The sequence below is a fragment of the Hydrogenophaga sp. genome (genome assembly GCF_018780075.1).
GTDB lineage: Bacteria > Pseudomonadota > Gammaproteobacteria > Burkholderiales > Burkholderiaceae_C > Hydrogenophaga.
Window position 1 is genome coordinate 1 of sequence record NZ_JADMKB010000036.1, and the last position, 21,397, is coordinate 21,397.

The 21,397-nt window shown below is 71.4% G+C and carries 25 protein-coding genes; 1 reads left to right on the plus strand and 24 read right to left on the minus strand.

Features of this window, described 5'->3' with window-relative positions:
• The 16 genes from IV088_RS08145 to cbiT form a co-directional block, all read right to left on the minus strand.
• A partial coding sequence (locus IV088_RS08145) for an aminotransferase class III-fold pyridoxal phosphate-dependent enzyme (protein WP_291100348.1) occupies positions 1-223 on the minus strand: 223 nt, incomplete at its 3' end.
• A gap of 71 nt (positions 224-294) precedes the next feature.
• Positions 295-711: an aspartate 1-decarboxylase gene (gene panD / locus IV088_RS08150; RefSeq protein ID WP_291100280.1), complete on the minus strand. Its 417-nt coding sequence runs from the start codon at positions 709-711 to the stop codon at positions 295-297.
• Positions 712-771: 60 nt separating this feature from the next.
• Positions 772-1,809 (minus strand): biotin synthase BioB, encoded by a 1,038-nt coding sequence (gene bioB / locus IV088_RS08155; RefSeq protein ID WP_291100283.1) that lies wholly within the window; start codon positions 1,807-1,809, stop codon positions 772-774.
• A gap of 33 nt (positions 1,810-1,842) precedes the next feature.
• Entirely contained in the window at positions 1,843-2,532 is a 690-nt protein-coding gene (gene bluB, locus IV088_RS08160; protein WP_291100286.1) for a 5,6-dimethylbenzimidazole synthase, read from the minus strand.
• Positions 2,533-2,550: 18 nt separating this feature from the next.
• Positions 2,551-2,943, minus strand: coding sequence for a DUF1636 domain-containing protein (locus IV088_RS08165; RefSeq protein WP_291100289.1), 393 nt, complete (start codon positions 2,941-2,943; stop codon positions 2,551-2,553).
• Positions 2,944-2,973: 30 nt separating this feature from the next.
• Positions 2,974-3,633, minus strand: coding sequence for a VWA domain-containing protein (locus tag IV088_RS08170; RefSeq protein WP_291100292.1), 660 nt, complete (start codon positions 3,631-3,633; stop codon positions 2,974-2,976).
• Positions 3,634-3,656: 23 nt separating this feature from the next.
• Positions 3,657-4,724 carry an AAA family ATPase gene (locus IV088_RS08175; protein ID WP_291100295.1) on the minus strand — a complete coding sequence of 356 codons (1,068 nt, stop codon included), beginning with the start codon at positions 4,722-4,724 and terminating at the stop codon, positions 3,657-3,659.
• A complete protein-coding gene (gene cobN / locus IV088_RS08180; protein ID WP_291100298.1) occupies positions 4,721-8,509 on the minus strand; it encodes a cobaltochelatase subunit CobN in 3,789 nt (1,262 codons plus the stop codon). The genes IV088_RS08175 and cobN overlap by 4 nt, the downstream gene beginning before the upstream one ends.
• A 22-nt stretch (positions 8,510-8,531) precedes the next feature.
• Positions 8,532-9,386, minus strand: a complete 855-nt coding sequence (locus IV088_RS08185; protein WP_291100301.1) for a CbtA family protein — start codon at positions 9,384-9,386, stop codon at positions 8,532-8,534.
• A gap of 24 nt (positions 9,387-9,410) precedes the next feature.
• Positions 9,411-9,602, minus strand: coding sequence for a CbtB domain-containing protein (locus tag IV088_RS08190; RefSeq protein WP_291100304.1), 192 nt, complete (start codon positions 9,600-9,602; stop codon positions 9,411-9,413).
• 53 nt (positions 9,603-9,655) lie between these two features.
• Positions 9,656-10,705 carry a cobalamin biosynthesis protein CobW gene (gene cobW / locus IV088_RS08195; RefSeq protein WP_291100307.1) on the minus strand — a complete coding sequence of 350 codons (1,050 nt, stop codon included), beginning with the start codon at positions 10,703-10,705 and terminating at the stop codon, positions 9,656-9,658.
• A gap of 53 nt (positions 10,706-10,758) precedes the next feature.
• Positions 10,759-11,328, minus strand: a complete 570-nt coding sequence (cobO, locus tag IV088_RS08200; RefSeq protein ID WP_291100310.1) for a cob(I)yrinic acid a,c-diamide adenosyltransferase — start codon at positions 11,326-11,328, stop codon at positions 10,759-10,761.
• Positions 11,318-12,100 carry a precorrin-6A synthase (deacetylating) gene (gene cobF / locus IV088_RS08205; protein ID WP_291100313.1) on the minus strand — a complete coding sequence of 261 codons (783 nt, stop codon included), beginning with the start codon at positions 12,098-12,100 and terminating at the stop codon, positions 11,318-11,320. The genes cobO and cobF overlap by 11 nt, the downstream gene beginning before the upstream one ends.
• Complete coding sequence (cobM, locus tag IV088_RS08210) at positions 12,097-12,882, minus strand: precorrin-4 C(11)-methyltransferase (protein WP_291100316.1); 786 nt, start codon at positions 12,880-12,882, stop codon at positions 12,097-12,099. The genes cobF and cobM overlap by 4 nt, the downstream gene beginning before the upstream one ends.
• Complete coding sequence (locus IV088_RS08215; protein ID WP_291100317.1) at positions 12,879-13,283, minus strand: cobalamin biosynthesis protein; 405 nt, start codon at positions 13,281-13,283, stop codon at positions 12,879-12,881. Before IV088_RS08215 ends, cobM begins: the two co-directional genes overlap by 4 nt.
• Entirely contained in the window at positions 13,283-14,467 is a 1,185-nt protein-coding gene (gene cbiT / locus IV088_RS08220; RefSeq protein WP_291100320.1) for a precorrin-6Y C5,15-methyltransferase (decarboxylating) subunit CbiT, read from the minus strand. The genes IV088_RS08215 and cbiT overlap by 1 nt, the downstream gene beginning before the upstream one ends.
• Between cbiT and IV088_RS08225 the strand changes: the two genes are divergently transcribed.
• Complete coding sequence (locus tag IV088_RS08225) at positions 14,466-15,224, plus strand: cobalt-precorrin-6A reductase (RefSeq protein ID WP_291100322.1); 759 nt, start codon at positions 14,466-14,468, stop codon at positions 15,222-15,224. The genes cbiT and IV088_RS08225 overlap by 2 nt on opposite strands.
• On the opposite strand, the gene cobJ is transcribed toward IV088_RS08225, so the two are convergent.
• The 8 genes from cobJ to IV088_RS08265 all read right to left on the minus strand — a co-directional run.
• Entirely contained in the window at positions 15,200-15,934 is a 735-nt protein-coding gene (gene cobJ, locus IV088_RS08230; protein WP_291100325.1) for a precorrin-3B C(17)-methyltransferase, read from the minus strand. The genes IV088_RS08225 and cobJ overlap by 25 nt on opposite strands.
• Before the next feature lie 61 nt (positions 15,935-15,995).
• On the minus strand, positions 15,996-16,727 hold the full coding sequence (gene cobI / locus IV088_RS08235) for a precorrin-2 C(20)-methyltransferase (protein WP_291100328.1): 732 nt from the start codon (positions 16,725-16,727) through the stop codon (positions 15,996-15,998).
• Positions 16,727-17,359, minus strand: coding sequence for a precorrin-8X methylmutase (locus IV088_RS08240; RefSeq protein ID WP_291100330.1), 633 nt, complete (start codon positions 17,357-17,359; stop codon positions 16,727-16,729). Before IV088_RS08240 ends, cobI begins: the two co-directional genes overlap by 1 nt.
• Positions 17,343-18,533 carry a precorrin-3B synthase gene (gene cobG, locus IV088_RS08245; RefSeq protein WP_291100333.1) on the minus strand — a complete coding sequence of 397 codons (1,191 nt, stop codon included), beginning with the start codon at positions 18,531-18,533 and terminating at the stop codon, positions 17,343-17,345. Before cobG ends, IV088_RS08240 begins: the two co-directional genes overlap by 17 nt.
• An 18-nt stretch (positions 18,534-18,551) precedes the next feature.
• Complete coding sequence (gene cobA / locus IV088_RS08250) at positions 18,552-19,298, minus strand: uroporphyrinogen-III C-methyltransferase (protein ID WP_291100336.1); 747 nt, start codon at positions 19,296-19,298, stop codon at positions 18,552-18,554.
• Between the two features lie 63 nt (positions 19,299-19,361).
• On the minus strand, positions 19,362-20,039 hold the full coding sequence (locus IV088_RS08255; RefSeq protein ID WP_291100339.1) for an energy-coupling factor ABC transporter permease: 678 nt from the start codon (positions 20,037-20,039) through the stop codon (positions 19,362-19,364).
• A gap of 49 nt (positions 20,040-20,088) precedes the next feature.
• Positions 20,089-20,886, minus strand: coding sequence for an ABC transporter ATP-binding protein (locus IV088_RS08260; protein ID WP_291100342.1), 798 nt, complete (start codon positions 20,884-20,886; stop codon positions 20,089-20,091).
• Positions 20,883-21,397, minus strand: a 515-nt coding sequence (locus IV088_RS08265; RefSeq protein ID WP_291100345.1) for an iron chelate uptake ABC transporter family permease subunit, incomplete at its 5' end; no start/stop codon positions are given. The genes IV088_RS08265 and IV088_RS08260, both read right to left, overlap by 4 nt.

Genomic DNA, 21,397 nt, shown 5'->3' on the forward strand with positions numbered 1-21,397 from the left:
CCGGCGCGTGGGTGAAGCCGGCCAGCATCACGTGGTCCAGGGTGTTGAGCTGGTCAATGAGCGCGGCGCGGATCGCGGGGTGGTTGTGGCCGAACAGGTTGACCCACCAGGAGCTGATGGCATCCAGGTAGCGGTTGCCTTCGTGGTCGTGCAGCCACACGCCCTCGGCCCGCGCCACGGGAATCAGCGGCAACGCCGCGCCATCGGGCGCGTGCAGCTTCATCTGCGTGCACGGGTGCCACACGGCGGCCAGGCTGCGCTGGCGCCAGAGGGCGTTGGCGGACACGGGCCGCGTCAAAGCTCGGCGCCCAGGGGCAGGATGACCGGGTCGCCGGCCTGGGGACCGGCGGGCTCGCTGCGGGTCTCGACGATGCGGTTGGCGGCGTCGGGGAACACCAGCTTCGGCACGGCCTCGTCGAGCTTGTCTTCATGGACCATGCCGAAGGCCGCGATGATCACCAGGTCGCCCACACTGGCGCGCCGGGCGGCCGAGCCGTTGAGCGAAATGATGCCGCTGCCGCGCGGCGACTTGATGGCGTAGGTGATGAAACGTTCGCCGTTGTTGACGTTCCAGATGTGCACCTGTTCGTTGGGGCGGATGTTGCTCGCCTCCAGCAGGTCTTCGTCGATGCCGCAGGACCCTTCGTAGTGCAGCTCGCAGTGGGTGACGGTGGCGCGGTGGATTTTGGATTTCAGCAGGGTGCGGAACATGGGGAATCTCCTTGAACTGAGGGGGTTTCGGCCATGGGCAGGGCCCATATCGGGCGTGCGTCAGGCGTGCGCGCGCGTGGTGTGCATGCCCACGCGGGTCAGCAGGTCCTGGTCGGCCTCCACGTCGGGGTTGCCGGTCACCAGCAGCTTGTCGCCGTAGAAGATGGAATTGGCACCGGCCAGGAAGCACAGCACCTGGGTCGATTCGTCCATCTGCCGGCGCCCGGCCGACAAACGCACCTTGGCCCGGGGCATGGTGATGCGGGCCACCGCCACCGTGCGCACGAACTCCAGCGGGTCCAGATCGGGCTCGTCGGCCAGCGGCGTGCCGGGCACCTTGACCAGATGGTTGATCGGCACCGATTCGGGGTACGGCGCCAGGTTGGCCAGCTGCGCGATCAGCCCGGCGCGCCCGGCGCGCGATTCGCCCATGCCCACGATGCCGCCGCTGCACACGTGGATACCGGCCCCGCGCACGTGGCCCAGGGTGTCCAGCCGGTCCTGGTAGTCGCGGGTGGTGATGATGTCGCCGTACAGCTCGGGCGCGGTGTCCAGGTTGTGGTTGTAGTAATTCAGCCCCGCGCCCTTGAGGCGCTGCGCCTGGTCGCCCGTGAGCATGCCCAGGGTGCAGCAGGCCTCCAGGCCCTCGTCCTTGATCACGCGCACCAGTTCCTCGACCTTCTCCAGGTCGCGGTCGTTGGGCGCGCGCCAGGCCGCGCCCATGCAGAAGCGCGAGGCGCCGGCCGCCTTGGCGCCGAGCACGGCCTCGCGCACCTCTTCGGGCGTCATCATCTTGGTGGCTTCCACGCCGGTCTCGTGGTGCACCGACTGCGGGCAGTAGCCGCAGTCCTCGGGGCAGCCGCCGGTCTTGATCGACAGCAGCGTGGCCAGCTCCATGTGGGTCGGGTCGTGGTGCTCGCGGTGCACGGTCTGCGCGCGGTGCATCAGCTCAGGGAATGGCAGGTCCAGCAGGGCCTGCACGGCGGCCACGGGCCAGGCCTGCTGGCCGGCATCGACCGACGGCGCCGCTGCTTTGCGCGGGGCGTGGAAATGCAGGGTCTGCTCGGCGGAAGGCAGCAGGGTGGTGTCGGTCGTCATCGTGGTCTCCTCAAAGTTCAAGCAGCGGTGGGGTCACCCCGTCACCGATTCGCGGGTGCCCAGGGGCTGGCCCCAGGCGTTTTCAAACAGGATATTGTCCAATGCGCAGCGCTGGGCCCAGCGCTGCCGCTGGAGCAGGGGTTCTTCGTCGAACCGGTGCACCGGCCCGATGCACAGCAGGGCCACGGGCTCGGCCCCGTCGGGCATGCCCAGCAGCGAGGCCACGGCCCGCGGGTCGAACAGCGAGACCCAGCCCATGCCCAGCCCTTCGGCGCGCGCGGCCAGCCAGAGGTTCTGGATGGCGCAGGCGGTCGAGGCGAGGTCCATCTGCGGCAGGGTCCGGCGGCCAAACACATGCCGCTCGCGCCCCTCGGCCAGCGCCACCACCCAGACCTCGGCAGCGTCCATCAAGCCCTCGACCTTCAGGCGCATGAATTCGCCGCCCCGCTCGCCCAGCGCCTGCGCGGTCAGCAGGCGCTCCTGCTCCACCAGCGCCTGCAGCCCGCTGCGCAGCGCGGGCGAGGCCACGCGAAGAAAGCGCCAAGGCTGCATGAAGCCCACGCTGGGCGCATGGTGCGCGGCGGTGAGCAGGCGGCGCATCAGCTCGGGCGCGACCGTTCCGCCGGCGAAGTGGCGCATGTCGCGGCGCTCGAAGATGGCGCGGTACACGGCATCGCGCTCGGCCGGGGCAAAGGCCTGATCGGGGGCGGTCGTCTGGGGCATGTCATTCCACCTGGATCGTCATGGGGCTTCTCCACCGGTGACCGCGGTGGGCGGCAGGCGACACAGGATGCCGTTGCGCAACAGGGGTGGACGCGCATCGCGGGCGAGGTTGCCATCGGGCGCCCGGTGGTGCATCACGGCGCAGTCGAGCAACTGCCGGGCAACGCCCTCTGCGGGTGCGAGGTCGCCGAACTGGTAGCTGTGCTTGCCCGGTGACTGGAAGGCCACGGTGCAGGCGCGCGAGCAGCCGGCGGTGCAGGCCACGCCACGCACGCGCACGGTCGCCCATTCGGGCTGGTCGCCGAAGGCCTGTTCGGCCTGCACCGCTTCAAACAGGAGGTCGCCAGGGGCGCGCTGGTCGCGCGGGACCCCGGCGGGGCGGCAGGTGGTGCAGATGATGAGTTCGGTCATGGGTTCTGGTGGTGAGGGCATCGGCGGGTGTCAGGGGGTCCCGGGCTGGCGCAGCTCCGCGCCCCAGGCCGTGGCCCAGGCCGGGCAGCGCCCCAGGGGGCGAACAGGGTCGTCGAAGTTGACGATGACGATGTGGTCGGCCGCCGAGGGAGCGGCCGGCTGCTCCAGGCTGCGCCCGTCGGTGAGCAGCCACAGCAGGCGGCGCCCGCCACCGTGACGCCGCCGGTGGGCCAGGAGTTCGGTCTGCACCTGGCGCAGCCCGGCGACCAGCGGCGTGCCACCGCCGCCGCCCAGCGGCTGGATGCGCCCCAGCGCCGAGCGCCGCGCTGGCGTGGGCGACAGCAGGCTTTGCACCCCTTGCCCACCGAACAGCACCAGACCCACCTGGTCGCCGGCGCGTGCCGCGTCGTCGATGAGGTGCGCCGCAAACCCCTTGGCGCGCGCCAGCCGGCCGCCGTGCCGCATCGAGCCGGAATTGTCCAGCGCGATCAGGTGCAGGGTCGGCGCATCGGCGGGCCGCCGCACCCACCGCAGGTGGTCTCGCTGCAACGCGGCGGGGCCTTTGTGGACCAGGGTGCGGCACCAGTCGATGCGGCCCGCCGCCGCGGAGCCGGCCAGCGCACCGGTCTGCGCCAGCTGCGGCTTGGCACCGGGGTCGGTGGATGACCACCGCCGCAGGCCGGGCACCATGGGTGCGCGGCCCGCAGGGTGGTTCAGGCTTTTTTTGCGGCAAGCCCTCCCGTGCCGCGAACGCGCTCCAGGCCTTCTGGCTGCGGGGGCAAAGCGCCCCAGTCGCCCTCGGCGCCCGACGGTGAACGGTCCGGCGCCGACCCGGCGCCGGGGGCGGATGCGGGATCTGCCGCCGTGCGCGGGGGCGTGGGGCGCTGCGGGGCCGACGCCGAACGCCGGTGGCCCAGGGCCAGCTCGGCCAGGGCGTCCACGTCCGCGAGCGTCACGTGGCGCCGTCCCGCCAGCACGGCGCGGGCACGCGCGGCCTTGAGCAGCACCAGGTCCCCTCGCACGCCGTCCACCCCGGCGCGCAGGGCCAGCGCGGTGGCGTGCGCCAGCACCGCGTCGCTCCAGTCCACCGCGGGCAGTGCCTCGCGCGCAGCGACCACCTGATCCACCAGCGCGGCCTGTTCGGTGGCCGCGCGCCGCAGCAGGGCTTGTGGGTCCAGGTCAAAGTCCAGGCGCGCACGGACGATGGACTGGCGCAGCCCGTGATCGGCGGGGTTCTCCAGCACCACCGACAGCCCGAACCGGTCGAGCAGCTGGGGGCGCAGCTCGCCCTCTTCCGGGTTCATGGTGCCGATCAACACGAAGCGCGCCGCGTGCTGGCGCGAGACACCGTCGCGCTCGACCGTGTTGACACCGCTGGCCGCCGCGTCGAGCAGGGCATCCACCAGCGCGTCGGGCAGCAGGTTGACCTCGTCCACATACAGCACGCCGCCGTGGGCGCGGGCCAGCAGGCCCGGGGCCAGGCGCACGCGGCCATCGCGCAGCACGTCCTCCAGGTTGAGCGTGCCCACGAGCTGCTCCACGCTGGCGGCCAGCGGCAGGCTGACGAACGGCGCACCGGGCAGCAGGGCCGCCAGGGCGCGGGCCGCGGTCGATTTGGCCGTGCCCCGCGGACCGCTGATGAGCACACCGCCCATGCCAGGGTCCACCGCCGCCAGCAGCAGCGCCTGGCGCAGCTCGGCGTGGCCGATCAGGGCCGCAAAGGGATAGACCGCATGGCTGGCGGCCTGCAGTTCGGGGCGTGTGGTGTCGGAGGTGTTCATGTCGTGGGTCCTTCGCCCTGGGTTTCCAGGCGGTGGTCCAGCGCCAGCAGGGTCTGCTCGATGCGCTCCCGGTGCTCGCGCGGGTCTTGCCACAGACCACGCTGCATGGCTTCGAGCAGGCGCTCACCGATGCTGCGCAGGGCCTGCGGGTTGTGTTGTTCCAGAAAGGCGCGGTTGGCGCTGTCGTGCACATACGCGTCGGCCACCAGCGCGTACTGGTGGTCGCCCACCAGGCCGGTGGTGGCGTCAAAGCCGAACAGGAAGTCCACCGTCGCCGCCATCTCGAAGGCGCCCTTGTAGCCGTGGCGCTGCACGCCCGCGATCCACTTGGGGTTGACCACGCGGGCGCGCACCACACGCGCCAGCTCTTCGCCCAGGCTGCGGATGTGGGGCACGCCAGGGGTGCTGAAGTCGCCGTGGTAGAGCGCGGCCGCCTGACCGCTGAGGTGCTGCACCGCGGCGGCCATGCCGCCCTGGAACTGGTAGTAGTCGCCCGAGTCGAGGATGTCGTGTTCGCGGTTGTCCTGGTTCTGCAGCACCACGTCGAGGTCGCCCACGCGGCGCTCGAAACTCGCGCGCGCGGCCGCCCCGTGTTCGTCCTGGCCATAGGCGAAGGCGCCCGCGCGCAGGTAGGCCTGGGCGATGTCGTCCGCGCCCTCCCAGCGCCCGCTGTTGATCACGTCCATCACGCCCGCGCCGTAGCCGCCCGGGCGCGGCCCGAACACGCGCCAGCTGGCCTGCCGCAGCGAGGCCGCTTCGGACACCCCCTGGGCACGCGCCTCGGCCGCCTCGCGGCCCACGCGACCCCGCACCGGGTTGACGTCGTCGGGCTCGTCCTCCGGGTCGATGGCCGCCACCGCCTTGACCGCCGTGTCGAACAGGTCGATCAGGTTCGGGAAGGCGTCGCGGAAGAAGCCCGAGATGCGCAGGGTCACGTCCACCCGCGGGCGGTGGCGCATCGCCATGGGCAGCACCTCGATGTCCACCACCCGCCCGCTGCCCGGCGCCCACTTGGGCCGCACGCCCAGCAGGGCCATGGCCTGCGCGATGTCTTCGCCGCCGGTGCGCATGGTGCTGGTGCCCCAGACCGACAAGCCGATGGAGGCAGGGAACGAGCCGTGGTCCTGCAGGTGGCGCTCGATCAGCCGATCGGCCGCCAGCGCGCCCATGGCGTACGCGGTGGGCGTGGGCACGGCGCGCGTGTCCACCGCGTAAAAATTGCGCCCGGTGGGCAACACGTCGGGCCGCCCGCGCGACGGTGCGCCGCTCGGTCCGGGCGGCACGAACCGGCCTCGCAGGCCACGCAGCAGCTGGGTCATTTCCTGCTCGCCGCAGGCGTCCAGCCGGGGCGCGAGTTGGGCCTGCACCTCGTCCAGCACCGGCGCGGTGAGCGGCCACAGGGCACGGTCCAGGGGTTCGCCGCCGTCCACCAGGCGGGTGGCCAGGCGCTCCAGCCGGTCGCGGGTGTGACCGGCGTGGCGCCAGACCTCATCGCCCAGCACCGCCAATGCCGCGGGACGCGGACCGGTCCAGGGCTGGTTCCAGTCGGGGTCGAGCGGATCAAACCCGTCCAGCCCCAGGTCGTGGGCCATGGCCTGCAGCAGGCTGGCCTGCCCCTGCCCTTTGCCGCGCGGGAACCGGGCCAGCGCCAGCAGGGTGTCGCTGCGTTGGCGACCTTCGGGCGAGCGGCCGAACACGTGCAGGCCGTCGCGGATCTGCGATTCCTTGATCTCGCACAGGTAGGCGTCCAAGCGCTCCAGCAGGCGCTGGCGCGCGGCCTCGTCGGCCGGCGCCTCGAAGCCCAGGTCGGCGTGCAGGCCGTGGCGCAGCACCTGCGCCAGGATGCTCTGGCGCAGCTGGGTGGCGCGGCGCGGGTCGAGCGAAATGGCCTCGTAGTACTCGTCCATCTGCCGCTCCAGCACCTGCAGCGGCCCATAGGTTTCGGCCCGCGTCAGCGGCGGCATCAGGTGGTCGATGATCACCGCCTGCGTGCGCCGCTTGGCCTGGCTGCCCTCGCCGGGGTCGTTGACGATGAAGGGGTACAGGTGGGGCAGCGGCCCGAGGATCGCGTCGGGCCAGCACCCGGCGCCCAGCGCCACGCTCTTGCCCGGCAGCCACTCCAGGTTGCCGTGTTTGCCCACGTGCACCAGGGCGTCGGTGCGCCAGGCGCGGCGCAGCCAGAAGTAGAAAGCCAGGTAGCTGTGCGGCGGCACCAGGTCGGCGTCGTGGTAGGTGGCCACCAGGTCCAGGTCGCGCCCGCGCGCCGGCTGCAGGCCCACGAAAACCCGGCCCACGCGCAGCCCGGGCACCATGAAGCGGCCGCTGCGCAGCATCGGGTCCTGCCCGGGGGGCCCCCAGAGCGCGTTGACCTCGGCCTGCCGCTCGGGCGCGAGCGCACCGAAGTCGGTCAGGTAGTCGGCCATGGACAGGCTCTGGCCCACGGGTCGGTGGTCGTTGGCGTCCAGCTTGTGGGTCACGCCCTCGATCAGGCGCGCCATCAGCGCGTCGCCGTGTGCCGGCAGTTCGCCCGTGGCACAACCCTCGGCCTGCAGCGCCCGCAGGATGCCCACCACCGAGGCCGGTGTGTCCAGGCCCACGCCATGGCCCAGGCGGGCGTCGTCGTTGGGGTAGTTGGCCAGCACCAGCGCCAGCCGCAGATCGGCCGGCGGCGTGCGGCGCAAGGCGCACCAGCGCCGGGCCAGCTCGGCGACAAAAGCGACGCGGTCCGCTTCCGGCTGATAGCGCACCACATCCACCTGCGAGCGCTCGCAGCGCCAGGCCACACCCTTGAAGCTGATGGCCCGGGTGCCGATGCGACCGTCCACCTCGGGCAGCACCACCTGCATGGCCAGGTCGCGCGGCTGCAGGCCATGCGGGTCGGCCTGCCACTGATCGCGCGCGCAGCCGGCGGTGATCAGCTGCAGCACCGGCGCATCGCCCGCCAGCAGCGGCGCGTCCACCCCGTCGGCACCGTCATCGCCCATGGTGCCCACGGCAAAGCTGGTGGCGTTGAGCACCACGTCGACCGCGTGCTCGGCGGCCAGGGCCTGCACGGTGGCCAGTGAAGCGGGCGACTTGAGCGAATCCAGCGCCAGGGCCAGCGGGTTCACACCCACCGCGTGCAGCGCCGCCATCTGCGCATCGAACACCGCCGTGTTGCCCGACTGCGCGTGGGCCCGGTAAAACAGCAGCAGCGCCACCGGGGCCTGGGCCAGCCAGGGCAGTGGTCGGGCCGGCTGGTAGCGGACCACCGGGGGCATGGGCTGCGGCGGCGCCGGCAGGGGCCCCAGCCCCAGGGCCCGGTGCGCGATCAGGTCAAAGAAGGTCCGCGCGTTGTCGCGCCCGCCTTCGCGCAGGCATTGCCAGAGGCAACGGCTGTCCGCCACCGCCGCCGTGCCGCGCAACAGCAGCTGCGGGTCTTCCTGCTGCTCGCCAGAAAACAGGGCCAGCCACTGACCGTGCCGGCGCGCCAGCGAGGTCGCCTGCTCCACCACATACGCCCAGTCGGCCGGCGACCCGAGGTGGTCGATCACGACCACCCGCGCGTGGCGCAGCACGTCGTCCACGTACATGTCCATCGACGCCGGCTGGCGCAGCCACATCAGGTTGGCCAGGCGCACGGTCGGGAAGTCCTGTGGCAGCGCCGCCACCGCATCGGCCAGCAGCGACAGCGTGGTGTCGGCCACGGTGAGCACCACGATGTCGCCCGGCGTCTGCGACACGCGCACCACGCCCTGGCCACCGTCTTCCACATGGCCGCCGGGTCGGGTAGACAAAAGATGCATGTTGAACCTGAGGGGTGTGGCGTCAATCCACCGGGTTCATGGCGCCCGGCGCGGCGGTGTTCCTGCCGGACAACGCGGCGCGAAGGCCGGGCGCCACCCAGCGCTGGAACGCCAGTCCTCCCACCAGCCCCATGCAAAGCCAGAACGACAGCGCAACCAAGGTGGTCGCCAGGATGAACTGGTGACCCAACCGCTCCAGTGCGGCATGGGCTTCAGGGCCAAAGCCCGCGAGTGCATCGCCCTGCAGCTGGGGCGCCCCCACCACGAACGGCAGCACCAGCAAAGCTGCCGCCGCCAGCCAGCGCCAGGGACTGCGCACAAATGCGGCGATGGCACAGGCACCCGCGGAACACCCCACCGCCAGCACCCACCAAATCTGTCGGGCCTGCAGCGGAGCTGCATCCATGCCCGGAACCTCGGCGTGCAGCCCCAGCGTGGGCCACAGGTGAAAGCTCAGCCAGCCGGCCGCTGCCACCAGACCCGCGACGCGCAACGGAGCGCTCGCCGTCAGGCTGGACGTGCCCCGTCGAGAAAACCAGGCCCCCATCGTTGCAAACACCAGCAAAGCCATGCTGAGGGCATGCAGCATGTTGGCGATCCACGTCCAGCCAGTGCGCTCGACGCCGTTCTCGGGTGCCCATGCCTCGGCATCACCATGGTCGTGCGCCGTTGCGGCTTCGCCGTCGCCATGCGCATGCGCGGGGAGCGACCCGGCAGGTGGGGATACCTCTGCCTTGTGGACGTCTGCTTTTTGGTCTTCGTAGGCCTCTGCCGCCAAGATCAGCGGAGCGGCCTGCCAGCGCTGCACACCGGTTTGCAGGCTGCCCACCACCACTGCGGTGGTGAGCGCCGCCCAAATCAACTTTTGAAAAAGCATGTCGCTCTCCTCAGGGCCAACCGTTCAGTGGCAGGGTTTGACGGTGATGTGTCGGACGTCGTGCGCAGCGTTGTGGGCCAGCGGACTCTCAGCGAAAGCCACGCCATACAGGACCACCAAGCCGAGTGCGGCCGCTGCCAGCAAGGGGCGCAGCACGGTCCGGGCCGGGTCGTGGGTATGGGAGGGGCTGTGGGTCACGGGGGTCGAGTCGGTCATGGAACGTCCTTTCGAGGATGGAGTGGAGGGGAAAACACACACACGGGAAAACACTAGCGGGACAAAGCGGCCTGCAGCTCGCCCTGCAGCTGGTTGCGGTTCAGGTGGTCGCCGATCAGCACCAGGCGGGTGGCGCGCGGCTCGTCGGCGCGCCAGGCGTGGTCGAAGTGGCTGTCAAAGCGCTGGCCCACGCCCTGCACCACCAGGCGCATGGCCGCACCGGGCAGCGCCACGAAGCCCTTGACGCGGTAGATTTCGTGGCGCTGCACCAGCGCCTGCAGCGCCACGATCAGCCTGGCGCGGTCGGTCACCTCCAACCCCACCGACACCGAGTCGAAGGCGTCGTGGTCATGGTCTTCTTCCTCGTCATGGTGGGTCTTGCGATCGTCGATCACGTCTTCCACCGCGCGCTGCAAACCCAACAGCACGTCCAGCGGCACGTCGCCGTGCGACGCGCGCACCAGCTTCACACCCGCAGGTGCCTCGGCGCGCACGGTGGCTTCCACGGCTTCGAGCGCCGCCGGGTCCATGCCATCGACCTTGTGCACGATGACCAGATCGGCCGTCGCCAGCTGGTCTTCGAACAACTCGTGCAGCGGGGACTCGTGGTCGAGGTTGTCGTCGGCGCGGCGCTGGGCGTCCACCGCCACCGGGTCGTCGGCGAAATCACCGGCCGCCACCGCGGGCGCGTCCACCACGGTGACCACCGCGTCCACGGTGAAGGCGTTGCGCAGCGCGGGCCACTGAAACGCCTGCACCAGCGGCTTGGGGAGCGCCAGGCCCGAGGTCTCGATGACGAGGTAGTCGATCTGGTCGCGGCGGGCGGCGAGCTGCTCCATCACGGGCGCGAACTCTTCCTGCACGGTGCAGCACAGGCAGCCGTTGGCCAGCTCGAACAGCTGACCGTTGTCTTCGCCGTTCTCATCGCAGCCGATGCCGCACCCGCGCAGCAGCTCGCCGTCGATGCCCAGCTCGCCAAACTCATTGACGATGACCGCAATGCGGCGACCTTGGGCGTTGGTGAGCAGCTTGCGCAGCAGCGTGGTTTTGCCGCTGCCGAGAAAGCCGGTGACGATGGTGGCGGGGATTTTCTGGAGATTCATGATCGGTCGGTGAAGGAATGGGGCAAGGGTGGGCGAACGGCGTGGCGACGGGCTCAGTCCTCGATCCCGCGCTGCGCCGGCACACCGGCGTTGAAGTGGTGTTTGATCAGCGTCATCTCGGTCACCGTGTCGGCCAGTTCGACCAGCTCGGCCGGCGCGTTGCGGCCGGTCAGCACCACGGTCACCGTGGCCGGCCGTTCGCGCAGGCAGGTCAGCACCGCGTCCAGCGTGATCCAGCCGTAACGCAGCGGGTACATGATTTCGTCGAGCACCACCATGAAGTGCTCGCCGGCGCGGATGGTGGCTTCGGCCTTGGCCCAGCCGGCCTGCGCCAGTTCGGCCGAATGGTCGAGGTCGCGGCTTTTCCAGCTGAAGCCATCGCCCAGCCCTTCGATGGGGATGCCCAGCTGTTCGAACAGCCGGTGCTCGCCGAACCGGGCCGTCGGCACCTTCATGAACTGGTAGACCTTGACCTTCTTGCCCCGCCCGTGGGCGCGCAGCGCCAGGCCGAAGGCGGCCGTGCTCTTGCCCTTGCCGTGGCCGGTGTGGACCATCACCAGTCCGCGGCGCTCGCCTTGGGGTTTGGGGGTGTCGCGGAGAACCGGGGGTGTTTCAATGTGCATGGTGTGATCCGTTGACGTTCGCTCGCTTGAGCAGGTAGGTGTCCATGATCCAGCCGTGTCGGGCCCGCGCCTGTTCCCGCTCGCGCAGGATCTGCGGCCCCACATCGGCCAGGCGGCCGCTGATGCACAGCTGGTCCGGCATGCCCAGGAAGGCGCCCCACCAGATGTGCAGGTCTTGAGGCTCCAGGGTCTGGAAGGCGCATTGCCCGTCCAGCATCACCGCCACGGTGTCGGCGCTGTCGGGCCAGCCGCGCTCGCGCAGCCGCCGCCCGGTGGTGATGAGCACCGGTGCGTTGATGTCGTTGAGCGGGATGGCGTGTGCCGCCGTGAGGGCCTGCAGCGCGGTGATGCCCGGCACCACGGTCGTGGTCAGTTCGGTGCGGGTGGCCAGCCGCCGGGCGATGCGCAGCGTGCTGTCGTACAGCGACGGGTCGCCCCAGACCAGCAGGGCCACGCGGCCGCCCTCGGGCAGGTGCTGCTCGATGGTGGCCAGCCAGATGGCAGCAATCGCGTCGTGCCAACGGTCGACCGCGCCCCGGTAGTCGGCCTCGGCGCCTTCGCGCACCGGCACGTCGAACGCGGCGACCACCTCGTCGCCGTGGGTGATCAGCTCGCGGCACAGTTGCAGGCGCAGGTCGGCCAAATCGGCCTTGTCTTCACCTTTGAGCGGGACCAGGACCAGCTGCGCCCGGTTGAGGGCCGCCACGCCCTGGCGGGTGATGTGGTCGGGGTGGCCGGTGCCGATGCCGATCAGGCTCAGTTCAATCTTCATTCGGCACCTGCGGGAAAGCGGGGCTCGGCGCCGAGCGGGCGGTAGCGGCGGTCGTAGTCGGCCGCGTAGAGGCGGCTGTGGCCGAAGTCCTGCGCGCCGAGGTTGCGTCCGACCAGGATGAGCGCGGTGCGGTCGATGCCGTCGCCGATGGCCGCCTCGATGGCCGACAGACTGGCCCGCACCACGCGTTCATCGGGCCAGCTGGCGCGCCAGACCACGGCCACCGGGCAGTCGGCCCCGTAATGGGGCAGCAGGTCTTGCACCACCTGGTGCAGCACATGGACAGAGAGATGGATCGCCAGCGTGGCGCCGGTGCGCGCGAACTGCGCCAGGGCCTCGCCTTCGGGCATGGGCGATGCCCGCCCGCTGGTGCGCGTGAGCACCACCGACTGGCTCATGCCCGGCAAGGTCAGTTCGCAGCCCAGTGTGGCGGCCGCCGCCGCGAACGACGGCACCCCCGGCGTGACCGTGAAGGGGATGCCCGCTTCGCGCAAGGCGCGCAGCTGTTCGCCCATGGCCGACCACACCGACAGGTCGCCGGAATGCAAGCGCGCCACGTCCTGCCCCTGGTCGTGCGCGGAGCGCAGCGCTTGCACGATCTGCTCCAGCGACAAGGGCGCGGTGTTGACGATGCGCGCGCCCGGCGGACAGTGCGCCAGCACGCCTTCGGGCACCAGCGAACCGGCGTACAGACACACCGGGCTGGCGGCGATCAGGTCGCGTCCGCGCAAAGTAAGCAGGTCGGGGGCACCGGGGCCGGCGCCGATGAAATGGACGGTCATGTGAAAGGCGTTTCAGAAAGGTTCATGGCAATGGCGGCGGTGGCGCTGCCGTCGGCGCTGATGTGGCGGGGTGTGGCGAGCACGGCGCCCTGCCCCGCCGCCGCCAGGGCGGCGGCTTCGGCCAGGCTGTGTGCGCCATAGCGCGCGGGCACGCGGTCGCGGGGCGGCAGGTCTTGCGCCGCCAGCAGCGCCAGCGGCACGGCGTGCACCGGCAAGCCCTGTTCGGCCGCCAGCTGCACGAAGGCGGGGTGGTGGCACTTGTCTTCGGCGGTGGCCAGGGCCCGGAGCACCACGGGCGCCCGCTGCCCGCGTTCGGCCGCGCGCACCGCCTGCGCCAGCACCTGCTGCAGCGCCTGGCACGTGGTCTGCCCGCGAAAGCCCAGTCCGGCGACCATGGTCATCACAGCACCACACTCCACTGCACCACCGGGCGCGCCGGCTGCCAACCCCGCATGCGGCCCAGTGGCTGAGCCTGTGCAAGGGCCACCTGCAGGAGTTCGCCGCCGTGGCGGGCATGCAGCTGCAGCAGCAGGGCCTCGGTGTCCAGCGTCACGCTGTTGACCACCAGGCGCACACCCGGGCCGGCCGTGGTGGTGATGGCATCGAACAGCCCGGCATCGAAACCACCGCCGACGAACACCGCATCCGGTGCGGGCAACCCGGCCATGGCGTCGCGGCTGTCGGCAGTGATCACGCTCAGGCGGTGGGTCACACCAAAGCGCTCGGCGTTCTGGCGGATGTTCTCGGCCCGCTCGGCCTGCTGTTCCACCGCATGCGCCCGCCCGCCGGCCAGACACCACTCCACCGCAATGGAGCCGGAACCCGCGCCCAGGTCCCACAGGCATTCACCCGGGCGTGGGGCCAGGGCGCGCAGGGTCAGCGCCCGGATCGGCGACTTGGTGATCTGCCCGTCGTGGACAAACAGCTCGTCGGGCAGCCCGCTGGTGGCGGGCAGGCCCGGCGGTCCGCTGTGCAGATCCAGGGCCAGCGCCAGCGGGGCCTGCAGATCGGGCAGGTCCGGCGCCGCCAGTTGGAATGGGCGCACGCGCTCACGCGGGCCGCCCAGCCGCTCCAGCGCCCAGCCGCTCGCGGCCCCGAAACCGTGGCCGCTGACCAAGGCCGCCAGCGCCTGCAGGGCCTCGCCGTCGCGCACCAGGCAGATCAGCCGCTGACCGCGCCGCAGCCAGGGGCGGACGGCCCCCAGCGGTGTGGCGTGCAGCCCCAGGCACTGGACACCCTCCAGCCGCCAGCCCAGGGTGGCGGCGGCACGGGAGAAGGTCGAGGGCGCGGGGGCCGCCGTCCATTCCCCAGGCTGCAGGTGCTGGCAGAGGCGGCCGCCGGCGCCGAACCAGAAAGGGTCGCCCGACGCAAGCACCACCACCGGCTGACCGCGCAGCGCCAGCACCGGCTGAAGGTCGAACGGCACGTCCCAGGCCGTGCCGCGCCCGGCCACCTGCGCCAGCGCCAGGTGGCGCGGCGCGCCGAAGATGTGGCGGGCGCTGGCCAGCGCGGCGCGGCTAACATCGTTCAGTCCCGCCAACCCGTCCTCTCCCACGCCAATGATCGACAACCAGGGCTCAGCCATGCTGCGTGTCCTCCTGCTGGGCGGCACCACCGAGGCCAGCCGGCTGGCGCAGGCCCTGGCCGGTGCCGGCGTGCAAGCCGTGTTTTCCTACGCCGGCCGCACCGAGGCACCCCTCGCGCAACCCCTGCCCACGCGGGTGGGTGGATTTGGCGGTGTCGAAGGCCTGCGCGACCACCTTCGGGCCGAGGCCATCACCCATGTGATCGACGCCACCCACCCCTTTGCCGCCCAGATGAGCCGGCACGCGGTGCAGGCCTGCGGCGAGCTGGCGCTGCCCCTGCTGGCGCTGGAGCGCCCGGCCTGGCAGGCCCAGACCGGTGACCGCTGGCAGCACGTCCCCGATCTGGCGGCTGCCGTGGCGGCCCTGCCGGCCAGCCCGGCGCGGGTGTTCCTGGCGATTGGCCGGCAGCATGTGCAGCCTTTCCTTGAGGACACCCGTCACTGGTGCCTGCTGCGCCTGGTGGACCCCGGCTTCGAGCTGCCCGAAGAACGGGGCGCCGTGGTGATCGACCGCGGCCCGTTCACGCTGGACAACGACCTGGCCCTGATGCAGCGGCACCGCATCACCCACGTGGTGGCCAAGAACGCGGGCGGACTGGGCGCGGCGGCCAAGCTGACGGCGGCCCGCCACATGGGCTGTCCGGTCATCCTGATCGACCGGCCGGACCTGCCCCACCGCCCCACCGTGGACACGGTGGAGCAGGTCTTGACATGGCTGGGCGTGGCGGCCGTTCATGAGGCTGAGCGCGGGGTGTAGACGAAACGTCCCACGCAGCGCGTGGTGGAACTGCCCACGATGACCAGGGTGCGCATGTCGGCCATCTCGGGCCGCGCATCGCACAGGGGCACGCACATCAGCTGCTCCTGTGGCGTGCTCACGGACCGGGCAAAGATCACCCAGCGCGTGGGTTCGCAGGTCTCGCGCAGCACCGCCAGCACCTGCTCGAAGGTGTGGGGCCGGCTGGCCGAGCGGGGGTTGTAGAAGGCCATGGCCATGTCGGCGCCCGCCGCCGCCCGCACACGCCGGTCGATCAGCGACCAGGGCTTGAGGTTGTCGCTGAGGTTGATGGCGCAGAAGTCGTGCCCCAGGGGCGCGCCGGCCCGCGCGGCCGCGGCCAGCATGGCGGTGATGCCGGGCAGCACCCGCACGTCCAGCGCCTGCCAGTCTTCACGCCCCTCCATGGCCTCGAACACGGCGGCGGCCATGGCGAACACCCCCGGGTCGCCCGAGGACACCACCACCACGCGTTCGCCTTGGGCCGCCAGCGCCAGCGCGGCGCGGGCCCGGTGCAGCTCTTCGCGGTTGTCGGACGGGTGCAAACGCAGCCCGGGTCGGGCCACCACGCGGGCCACGTACGGGATGTAGCCCAGCACATCGGTGGCCTCGGCCAGCGCCTGACTGACGGCGGGCGTGACCATGGCTTCGTCGCCCGGCCCCAGGCCGGCAATGCAGAGCCAGCCGCTCACGGGACGGTCCTCCTTGCTGCGCAAGGCGGGGCTGAGCGCCTTCGGAGCGGCCGGGCGGCACTCATTCGGCCACCTCCGGCCGCCGGCCCTGACCGTGCACCAGCACGATGGCGAAATACGGGCACACCTCGTCGGGCGTGTCGGCCAAGCGGCCGATCTGCTGCTGCGGCATGGTGCCGTGCTGCACCAGCCAGGCCTGGTCCAGCCGGCCCGCCCGCGCCAGCGCGCGCCGCACCCGAGGGAGGTTGCGCCCGGTCTTCATGACGGCGATGGCGTCGGCCGTCTGCATGCGCTCGACCAAGGTGTCTTCGGGCAGCGTGCCCATCAGCACCGTCATCACGTCATCGCCCCAGGTCATGGGTTGGCCGGTGGCCGACCAGCAACCCACCATGCCGGGGATGCCCGGCACCACCTCCACCTCGGCCCGCCCTTGCAGCCGGGTGTAGAGGTGCATGAAAGACCCATAGAAAAACGGGTCGCCCTCGCACAGCACCACGATGTCCTGCTGACAGGCCAGGTCGGCCAGGCGCGCCGCCCAATCGTCGTAGAACCGGGCCAGGCAGTGAATGTAGGCCGGGCTGTCGAACGGCAGCTCGGTGGTGACCGGGTACTCCATGGCGTGCTCCGTCACGCCGGGCGCCAGCAGCGTTTCCACCATCTTTCGGGCCTGGCCGGGTCGGCCCTTCTTGCGGAAGAAGGCCACATGCTGCGCGGAGCGCACCAGCCGATCAGCGCGCACGCTCATCAGGTCGGGATCGCCGGGCCCGAGGCCGGCACAGATGATGCGGCCCATCAGATCTCCCGCTCGCTGGCCAGCGCATTGATGGCCGCCACCGTGATGGCCGAGCCGCCCAGGCGACCGTGCACCACCAGCGCGGGGGCCGCGTTCGAGGCCATCAGGGCCGTCTTCGATTCGGCCGCGCCCACGAAGCCCACCGGGCAGCCGATGATCGCGGCCGGTCGCGGGCAGTCCGGGTCCTGCAGCATGTTGAGCAGGTGGAACAGCGCCGTCGGGGCATTGCCGATGGCCACCACCGCACCGGCCAGGTGCGGGCGCCAGAGTTCCAGTGCGGCGGCGCTGCGGGTGGTGTCCAGTTGCTGCGCCAGCGCAGGGACCCGAGGGTCTTGAAGGGTGCAGATCACCGGGTTGTCCGACGGCAGGCGTTTCCGGGTGATGCCCTCGCTGACCATGCGGGCATCGCACAGGATGGGTGCGCCGTCCCGCAAGGCCTGGCGCGTGGTTTGCGCCATCCCCGGCGTGAACGCCACGTGCTGTTCCAGGCCCACCAGGCCGGCGGCATGGATCATGCGGACCACGGCCAGCTCTTCGACCGCCGTGAAACGGCTGAGGGTGGCCTCGCGCCGGATGATCGCGAAAGATTGGCGGTAGATGGCGTCGCCATCCCGTTCATACACGTGCAGCATGGGCCGTTTCTTGTTGCAGGAGTTGTTCGAGTGCTGGCAGGTCCAGCCCGTGGTGGTCCGGCGCGCCCGCTGCGGTGCCGAACCGGATGAAGTCGAAGCCACGCCGGGTGGCCACGATGGTGGTGGCCGCTGTCGGGTGGGCGCAGCCTTTGGAACAGCCCGAGACATGCAGCAGGTGCCCGGAGCCCACCGCCGGCGCCAGCGCCAGCGCCAGGTCCCGGGTCGGCGCCCAGGCCTGCTCACAGCCCGGCGCGCCCGTGCAGGCAGCCACCCGCAGCCGGGCATCGAGGGGATCGGTGATGAGCTCGGCGCTCTCGGGCAAACGCCCCGCCCCCTCGACCAGCAGGCTGCGCCAGGGGGTCAGCCGCAAGGCACCGCAGGCGCCCAGCGCCGCCAGGGTGCTGGCCCGCACCAGACCAAAGGCGAGGCTCACGATCGGCCCTGGCGCCTGGGGCCCGGGGCCCGGTGCGAGCACGGCGTGAGCGGGCACCGGCGTCTGCCGCCACTCGGCGGGCAGCGCGCAACGGCCCAGCAGGGCGGCCATGCGACCACGGCCCTCGGGCGCTCCGCCAGCGCCCAGGAACCACCGTGCGAGGTCCAGGGCGTGCCGGGGCGCCGCCTGCGGCGCGACGACCACGCCCGAGTCGGCACCGTCGGCATAGACCAGCACGCCATCGGCGTGGCGTTCCAGCCGGATGTCGGCGTGAGCCTCGCGCAGGCACGGCGCAGCGCCGGTGTCCACCGCAAAGCCGAACTTGGCCGGCAGAACGGGCGCGTCCCGGTCTGCCAGCCACTCCCCCAGATGCAAAGCCAGACCGTGCGTCACGTCGCCCTCTGTCCACAGCGGCTGGACCTGCACATTGCGCCGCGCCTCGCTCGCAGCGTCTTCGTCGACCAGGCCCAGAGCGCGCAAGCCGTCGAGCAAGGGCGCGTGGCGCGCCGCACCGACACCACGCAACTGCAGGTTGGCCCGGTTGGTCAGCTCCAGCCACGGGCTGGCATGGCGCTGGGCCAGCACCGCGATGCCCTGCGCCTGCGCCATGCTCAGCCGCCCGGCGGGCGGGCGGATGCGCACCACCAGACCATCGCTGGCCGCCATGGGCCGCAGGGCGCCCGGGCACCAGCCCTTGATCTGGGCAAGGGGTTCGCCGTCGCGTGATGTGGATTCGGTCATGGGTCTGCACGTCCGGCTTCACGCCGGCTGAAAGTGCGGGCTCAGCTGCACCGTCTCACCGATGATGAGCAAGCCCGGCTGGGGGCCGTAGGCCGGGGCCAAGGCCACCAGCCGGCGAAGGCTGCAAGCCAGCACCGTCTGCGTGGGACGGGTGCCGTCGCGCACGATGGCCGCCGGCGTGTCGGGCGACAGGCCATGCGCGATCAGCTGCTGGGCAATGTGCGGCAGGCGCTGGATGCCCATGTAGAAGACCCGCGTCTGCCCCGGACGGGCCAGCGCACGCCAGTCGTGCGAGGCCTCGTCGTCGGCGAGGTGCCCCGGCAGGAACACGCAGCTGCCCGACAGATCCCGGTGGGTCAGCGGTATGCCGGCGGCGGCCGAACACCCGCTGGCGGCGGTGACGCCAGGCACCACCTCGAACGCGATGCCGGCGGCCTGCAGGGCTTGAACCTCTTCCCCGCCCCGCCCGAAGACGTAGGGGTCTCCGCCCTTGAGCCGCACGACCCGCCGCCCTGCCCTGGCGTGCTGCACCAGCAGGTCGTGAATGCCTTCCTGCGGCACGGCGTGGTCGCCCAGCGCCTTGCCCACATACACCCGCAGGGCCGCCGCCGGGATCCGCTCCAGCACCTCGGCGGAAATCAGCCGGTCGTGCACCACCACCTCGGCCGCTTGCAGCCGATCCAGCGCGCGCAGGGTCATCAGATCAACCGGTCCGGGGCCGGCGCCCACGATCGACACCCGGCCGGTGTGTTGTGGTTCAACCAAGCTCAACCCCTCCGCAGACCGCACCGGTCCATCCGCACGCCATCGCAACCATGAACGTTCCCATCAGGCCGCGGTGTAGAGACGGGGCTGGACCACCGGCGAACCCTTGAGACGCTGCAGTTGTTTGGCCAAGGCCAGCACGCCCAGGTCCACCAGCGGCTCCAGCAACACGACGGTCATGTAGGCCGCGCCAAAGCGGCCGATGCTCGACAGGTTCTCGGCACCCACGCCCTGGCCGTAGATGGCCCAGAAACCGACCCAGACCACGATGCCGCCCTGGTAGGCCACCGACAGCTTCAGTGCCTGGGCATAACGGATGTCGACATAGGCCGTGTCGGGCGCGATCACGCGACGGGCCAGCGCCTGGATGGCGAACAGGGGCAGCAGCAGCGTGGTGACGTTCATGCCGTATTGCGGCAGATCGTCGGGCGCGAAAAACAGGCTCTGGATGGCCAGCCCCACCACCAGACCGATGGCCGTCGGCGCGGCGCCGAACACCAGCAGCAAGGTGCTGCCCAGGATCAGGTGCACCTCGGACACGCCCACCGGGTGCGTGGGCAGCAACTCAAAGAACGCGAACACCAGCGCAGCGGCCATGACCGAGCGCGCCACGAGGGCTGTCACACCTTCCGTGCGAACCATGTCCCAGGCCAGTTTGCTCGAACAGCCGAGGGCCGCGGTCGCCGTCGCGTAGCTCAGGAAGATCTTGGTGCTGTCCACCAGCCCGGGTTCGATGTGCATGTTGCGGCTCCTTGGGTTGCAGGCGTTGTTCACAACGCGGTTGAAAAAATCAGTCGGTCACTCGGGTGCGGGGCAGAGCCACCCACTGCCCTTGCAGGGCGTGGACTTCGATGCGGTGGTCGAACACGGCTTCGAGCGCCCGGTGGGTTTCGGGGTCGGCGCAGCGGCCCTGGTGGGTGATGCGGCCCTGGGCCATCACCACCAGTTCGTCGGCGTGCAGGGCCATGGCCACTTCGTGCAACACGCTCACCACCGTCCTGCCCTGCGCCACCAGCGCCTGCACCAGGTCCAGCCAGTCGGCCTGGTGCGGTGGGTCGAGGTTGGCCAGGGGCTCGTCCATCAGCAGCACCTCGGCCTCCACGGCGAGGGCGCGTGCCAGCAGCACGCGCTGGCGCTCGCCGCCCGAGAGCTGGCCGAGCGAACGGGCGCGCCACGCCCAGGCCTGCGTGGCCTGCAGCGCACGCTCCACCGCTGCGTGGTCGGCGGCGCTGGGTGCACTCAGCCAGGCCTGGTGCGGCAGGCGGCCGAGCATGGCCACGTCCCACACGGTGAGGTCGTCGCCGCTGGACTCGTTCTGGCCCAGCCAGGCCAGTTGCTGCGCCCGCTGGCGGTTCGGCCAGTCGGCCAGCGGCCGGCCCAGCAGGGCCACGCTGCCGCTGTGCGGCAGCAGCCCGGCCAGCGCCTTGAGCAAGGTGGATTTGCCCGCACCGTTGGGGCCGACGATGCTGGTCCAGCGCGCACGGGGCAGCGCCAGCGTGATCCCGTGCAGGATCTCGGCCTCGCCCAGCCGGGCGTGCAGCTCGCGGGCCTCGACGGCCACGCCGGTCGGTTTCACAGTGCTGCTCACAGGCCCGCCCCCCGCGACACGCGCGTGTTGCGCTGCATCAGCCACAGCAGGTAGCCGCCGCCGAGCACGGCGGTGAGCACGCCCACCGGCAGCTCCTGCGGCGCGATCAGCCAGCGCGCCAGCGTGTCGGCCGCCATCAGCAGCACACCACCCATGCAGCTGGCCAGCAGCATCAGGCGGCCGCTGGTGGTCTTGACCAGCGAGCGCACCAGGTGCGGCGCGGCCAGGCCCACGAAGGCGATCAGCCCGGTCTGCGCCACGGCGGTGCCGGTGGCCAGCGCCAGCACCGCCACCAGCGCGGCGCGCATGGGCCCCAGCGGCAGGCCCAGGCTGCGCGCGGTGGCGTCGCCCAGGCTCAGGCCGTCGAGCACGCGCGCCAGCAGCCAGGCCGCCAGCGTGCACAACACCCACACTCCCACCATGAGCACGCAGGCGGTCCAGCCCACGAAGCTGGTGGAGCCCAGCATGAAGGCCTGCATGGCCTGCAGCGATTCGGGCGAGAACAGCAGCA

Bases quoted from the DNA above. Each gene is read 5' to 3' on its own strand.
- panD (WP_291100280.1), bottom strand. From the start codon at position 711: ATGTTCCGCACCCTGCTGAAATCCAAAATCCACCGCGCCACCGTCACC.
- bioB (WP_291100283.1), bottom strand. From the start codon at position 1,809: ATGACGACCGACACCACCCTGCTGCCTTCCGCCGAGCAGACCCTGCAT.
- bluB (WP_291100286.1), bottom strand. From the start codon at position 2,532: ATGCCCCAGACGACCGCCCCCGATCAGGCCTTTGCCCCGGCCGAGCGC.
- IV088_RS08165 (WP_291100289.1), bottom strand. From the start codon at position 2,943: ATGACCGAACTCATCATCTGCACCACCTGCCGCCCCGCCGGGGTCCCG.
- IV088_RS08170 (WP_291100292.1), bottom strand. From the start codon at position 3,633: ATGGTGCCCGGCCTGCGGCGGTGGTCATCCACCGACCCCGGTGCCAAG.
- IV088_RS08175 (WP_291100295.1), bottom strand. From the start codon at position 4,724: ATGAACACCTCCGACACCACACGCCCCGAACTGCAGGCCGCCAGCCAT.
- cobN (WP_291100298.1), bottom strand. From the start codon at position 8,509: ATGCATCTTTTGTCTACCCGACCCGGCGGCCATGTGGAAGACGGTGGC.
- IV088_RS08185 (WP_291100301.1), bottom strand. From the start codon at position 9,386: ATGCTTTTTCAAAAGTTGATTTGGGCGGCGCTCACCACCGCAGTGGTG.
- IV088_RS08190 (WP_291100304.1), bottom strand. From the start codon at position 9,602: ATGACCGACTCGACCCCCGTGACCCACAGCCCCTCCCATACCCACGAC.
- cobW (WP_291100307.1), bottom strand. From the start codon at position 10,705: ATGAATCTCCAGAAAATCCCCGCCACCATCGTCACCGGCTTTCTCGGC.
- cobO (WP_291100310.1), bottom strand. From the start codon at position 11,328: ATGCACATTGAAACACCCCCGGTTCTCCGCGACACCCCCAAACCCCAA.
- cobF (WP_291100313.1), bottom strand. From the start codon at position 12,100: ATGAAGATTGAACTGAGCCTGATCGGCATCGGCACCGGCCACCCCGAC.
- cobM (WP_291100316.1), bottom strand. From the start codon at position 12,882: ATGACCGTCCATTTCATCGGCGCCGGCCCCGGTGCCCCCGACCTGCTT.
- IV088_RS08215 (WP_291100317.1), bottom strand. From the start codon at position 13,283: ATGACCATGGTCGCCGGACTGGGCTTTCGCGGGCAGACCACGTGCCAG.
- IV088_RS08225 (WP_291100322.1), top strand. From the start codon at position 14,466: ATGCTGCGTGTCCTCCTGCTGGGCGGCACCACCGAGGCCAGCCGGCTG.
- cbiT (WP_291100320.1), bottom strand. From the start codon at position 14,467: ATGGCTGAGCCCTGGTTGTCGATCATTGGCGTGGGAGAGGACGGGTTG.
- cobI (WP_291100328.1), bottom strand. From the start codon at position 16,727: ATGGGCCGCATCATCTGTGCCGGCCTCGGGCCCGGCGATCCCGACCTG.
- IV088_RS08240 (WP_291100330.1), bottom strand. From the start codon at position 17,359: ATGCTGCACGTGTATGAACGGGATGGCGACGCCATCTACCGCCAATCT.
- cobG (WP_291100333.1), bottom strand. From the start codon at position 18,533: ATGACCGAATCCACATCACGCGACGGCGAACCCCTTGCCCAGATCAAG.
- IV088_RS08255 (WP_291100339.1), bottom strand. From the start codon at position 20,039: ATGCACATCGAACCCGGGCTGGTGGACAGCACCAAGATCTTCCTGAGC.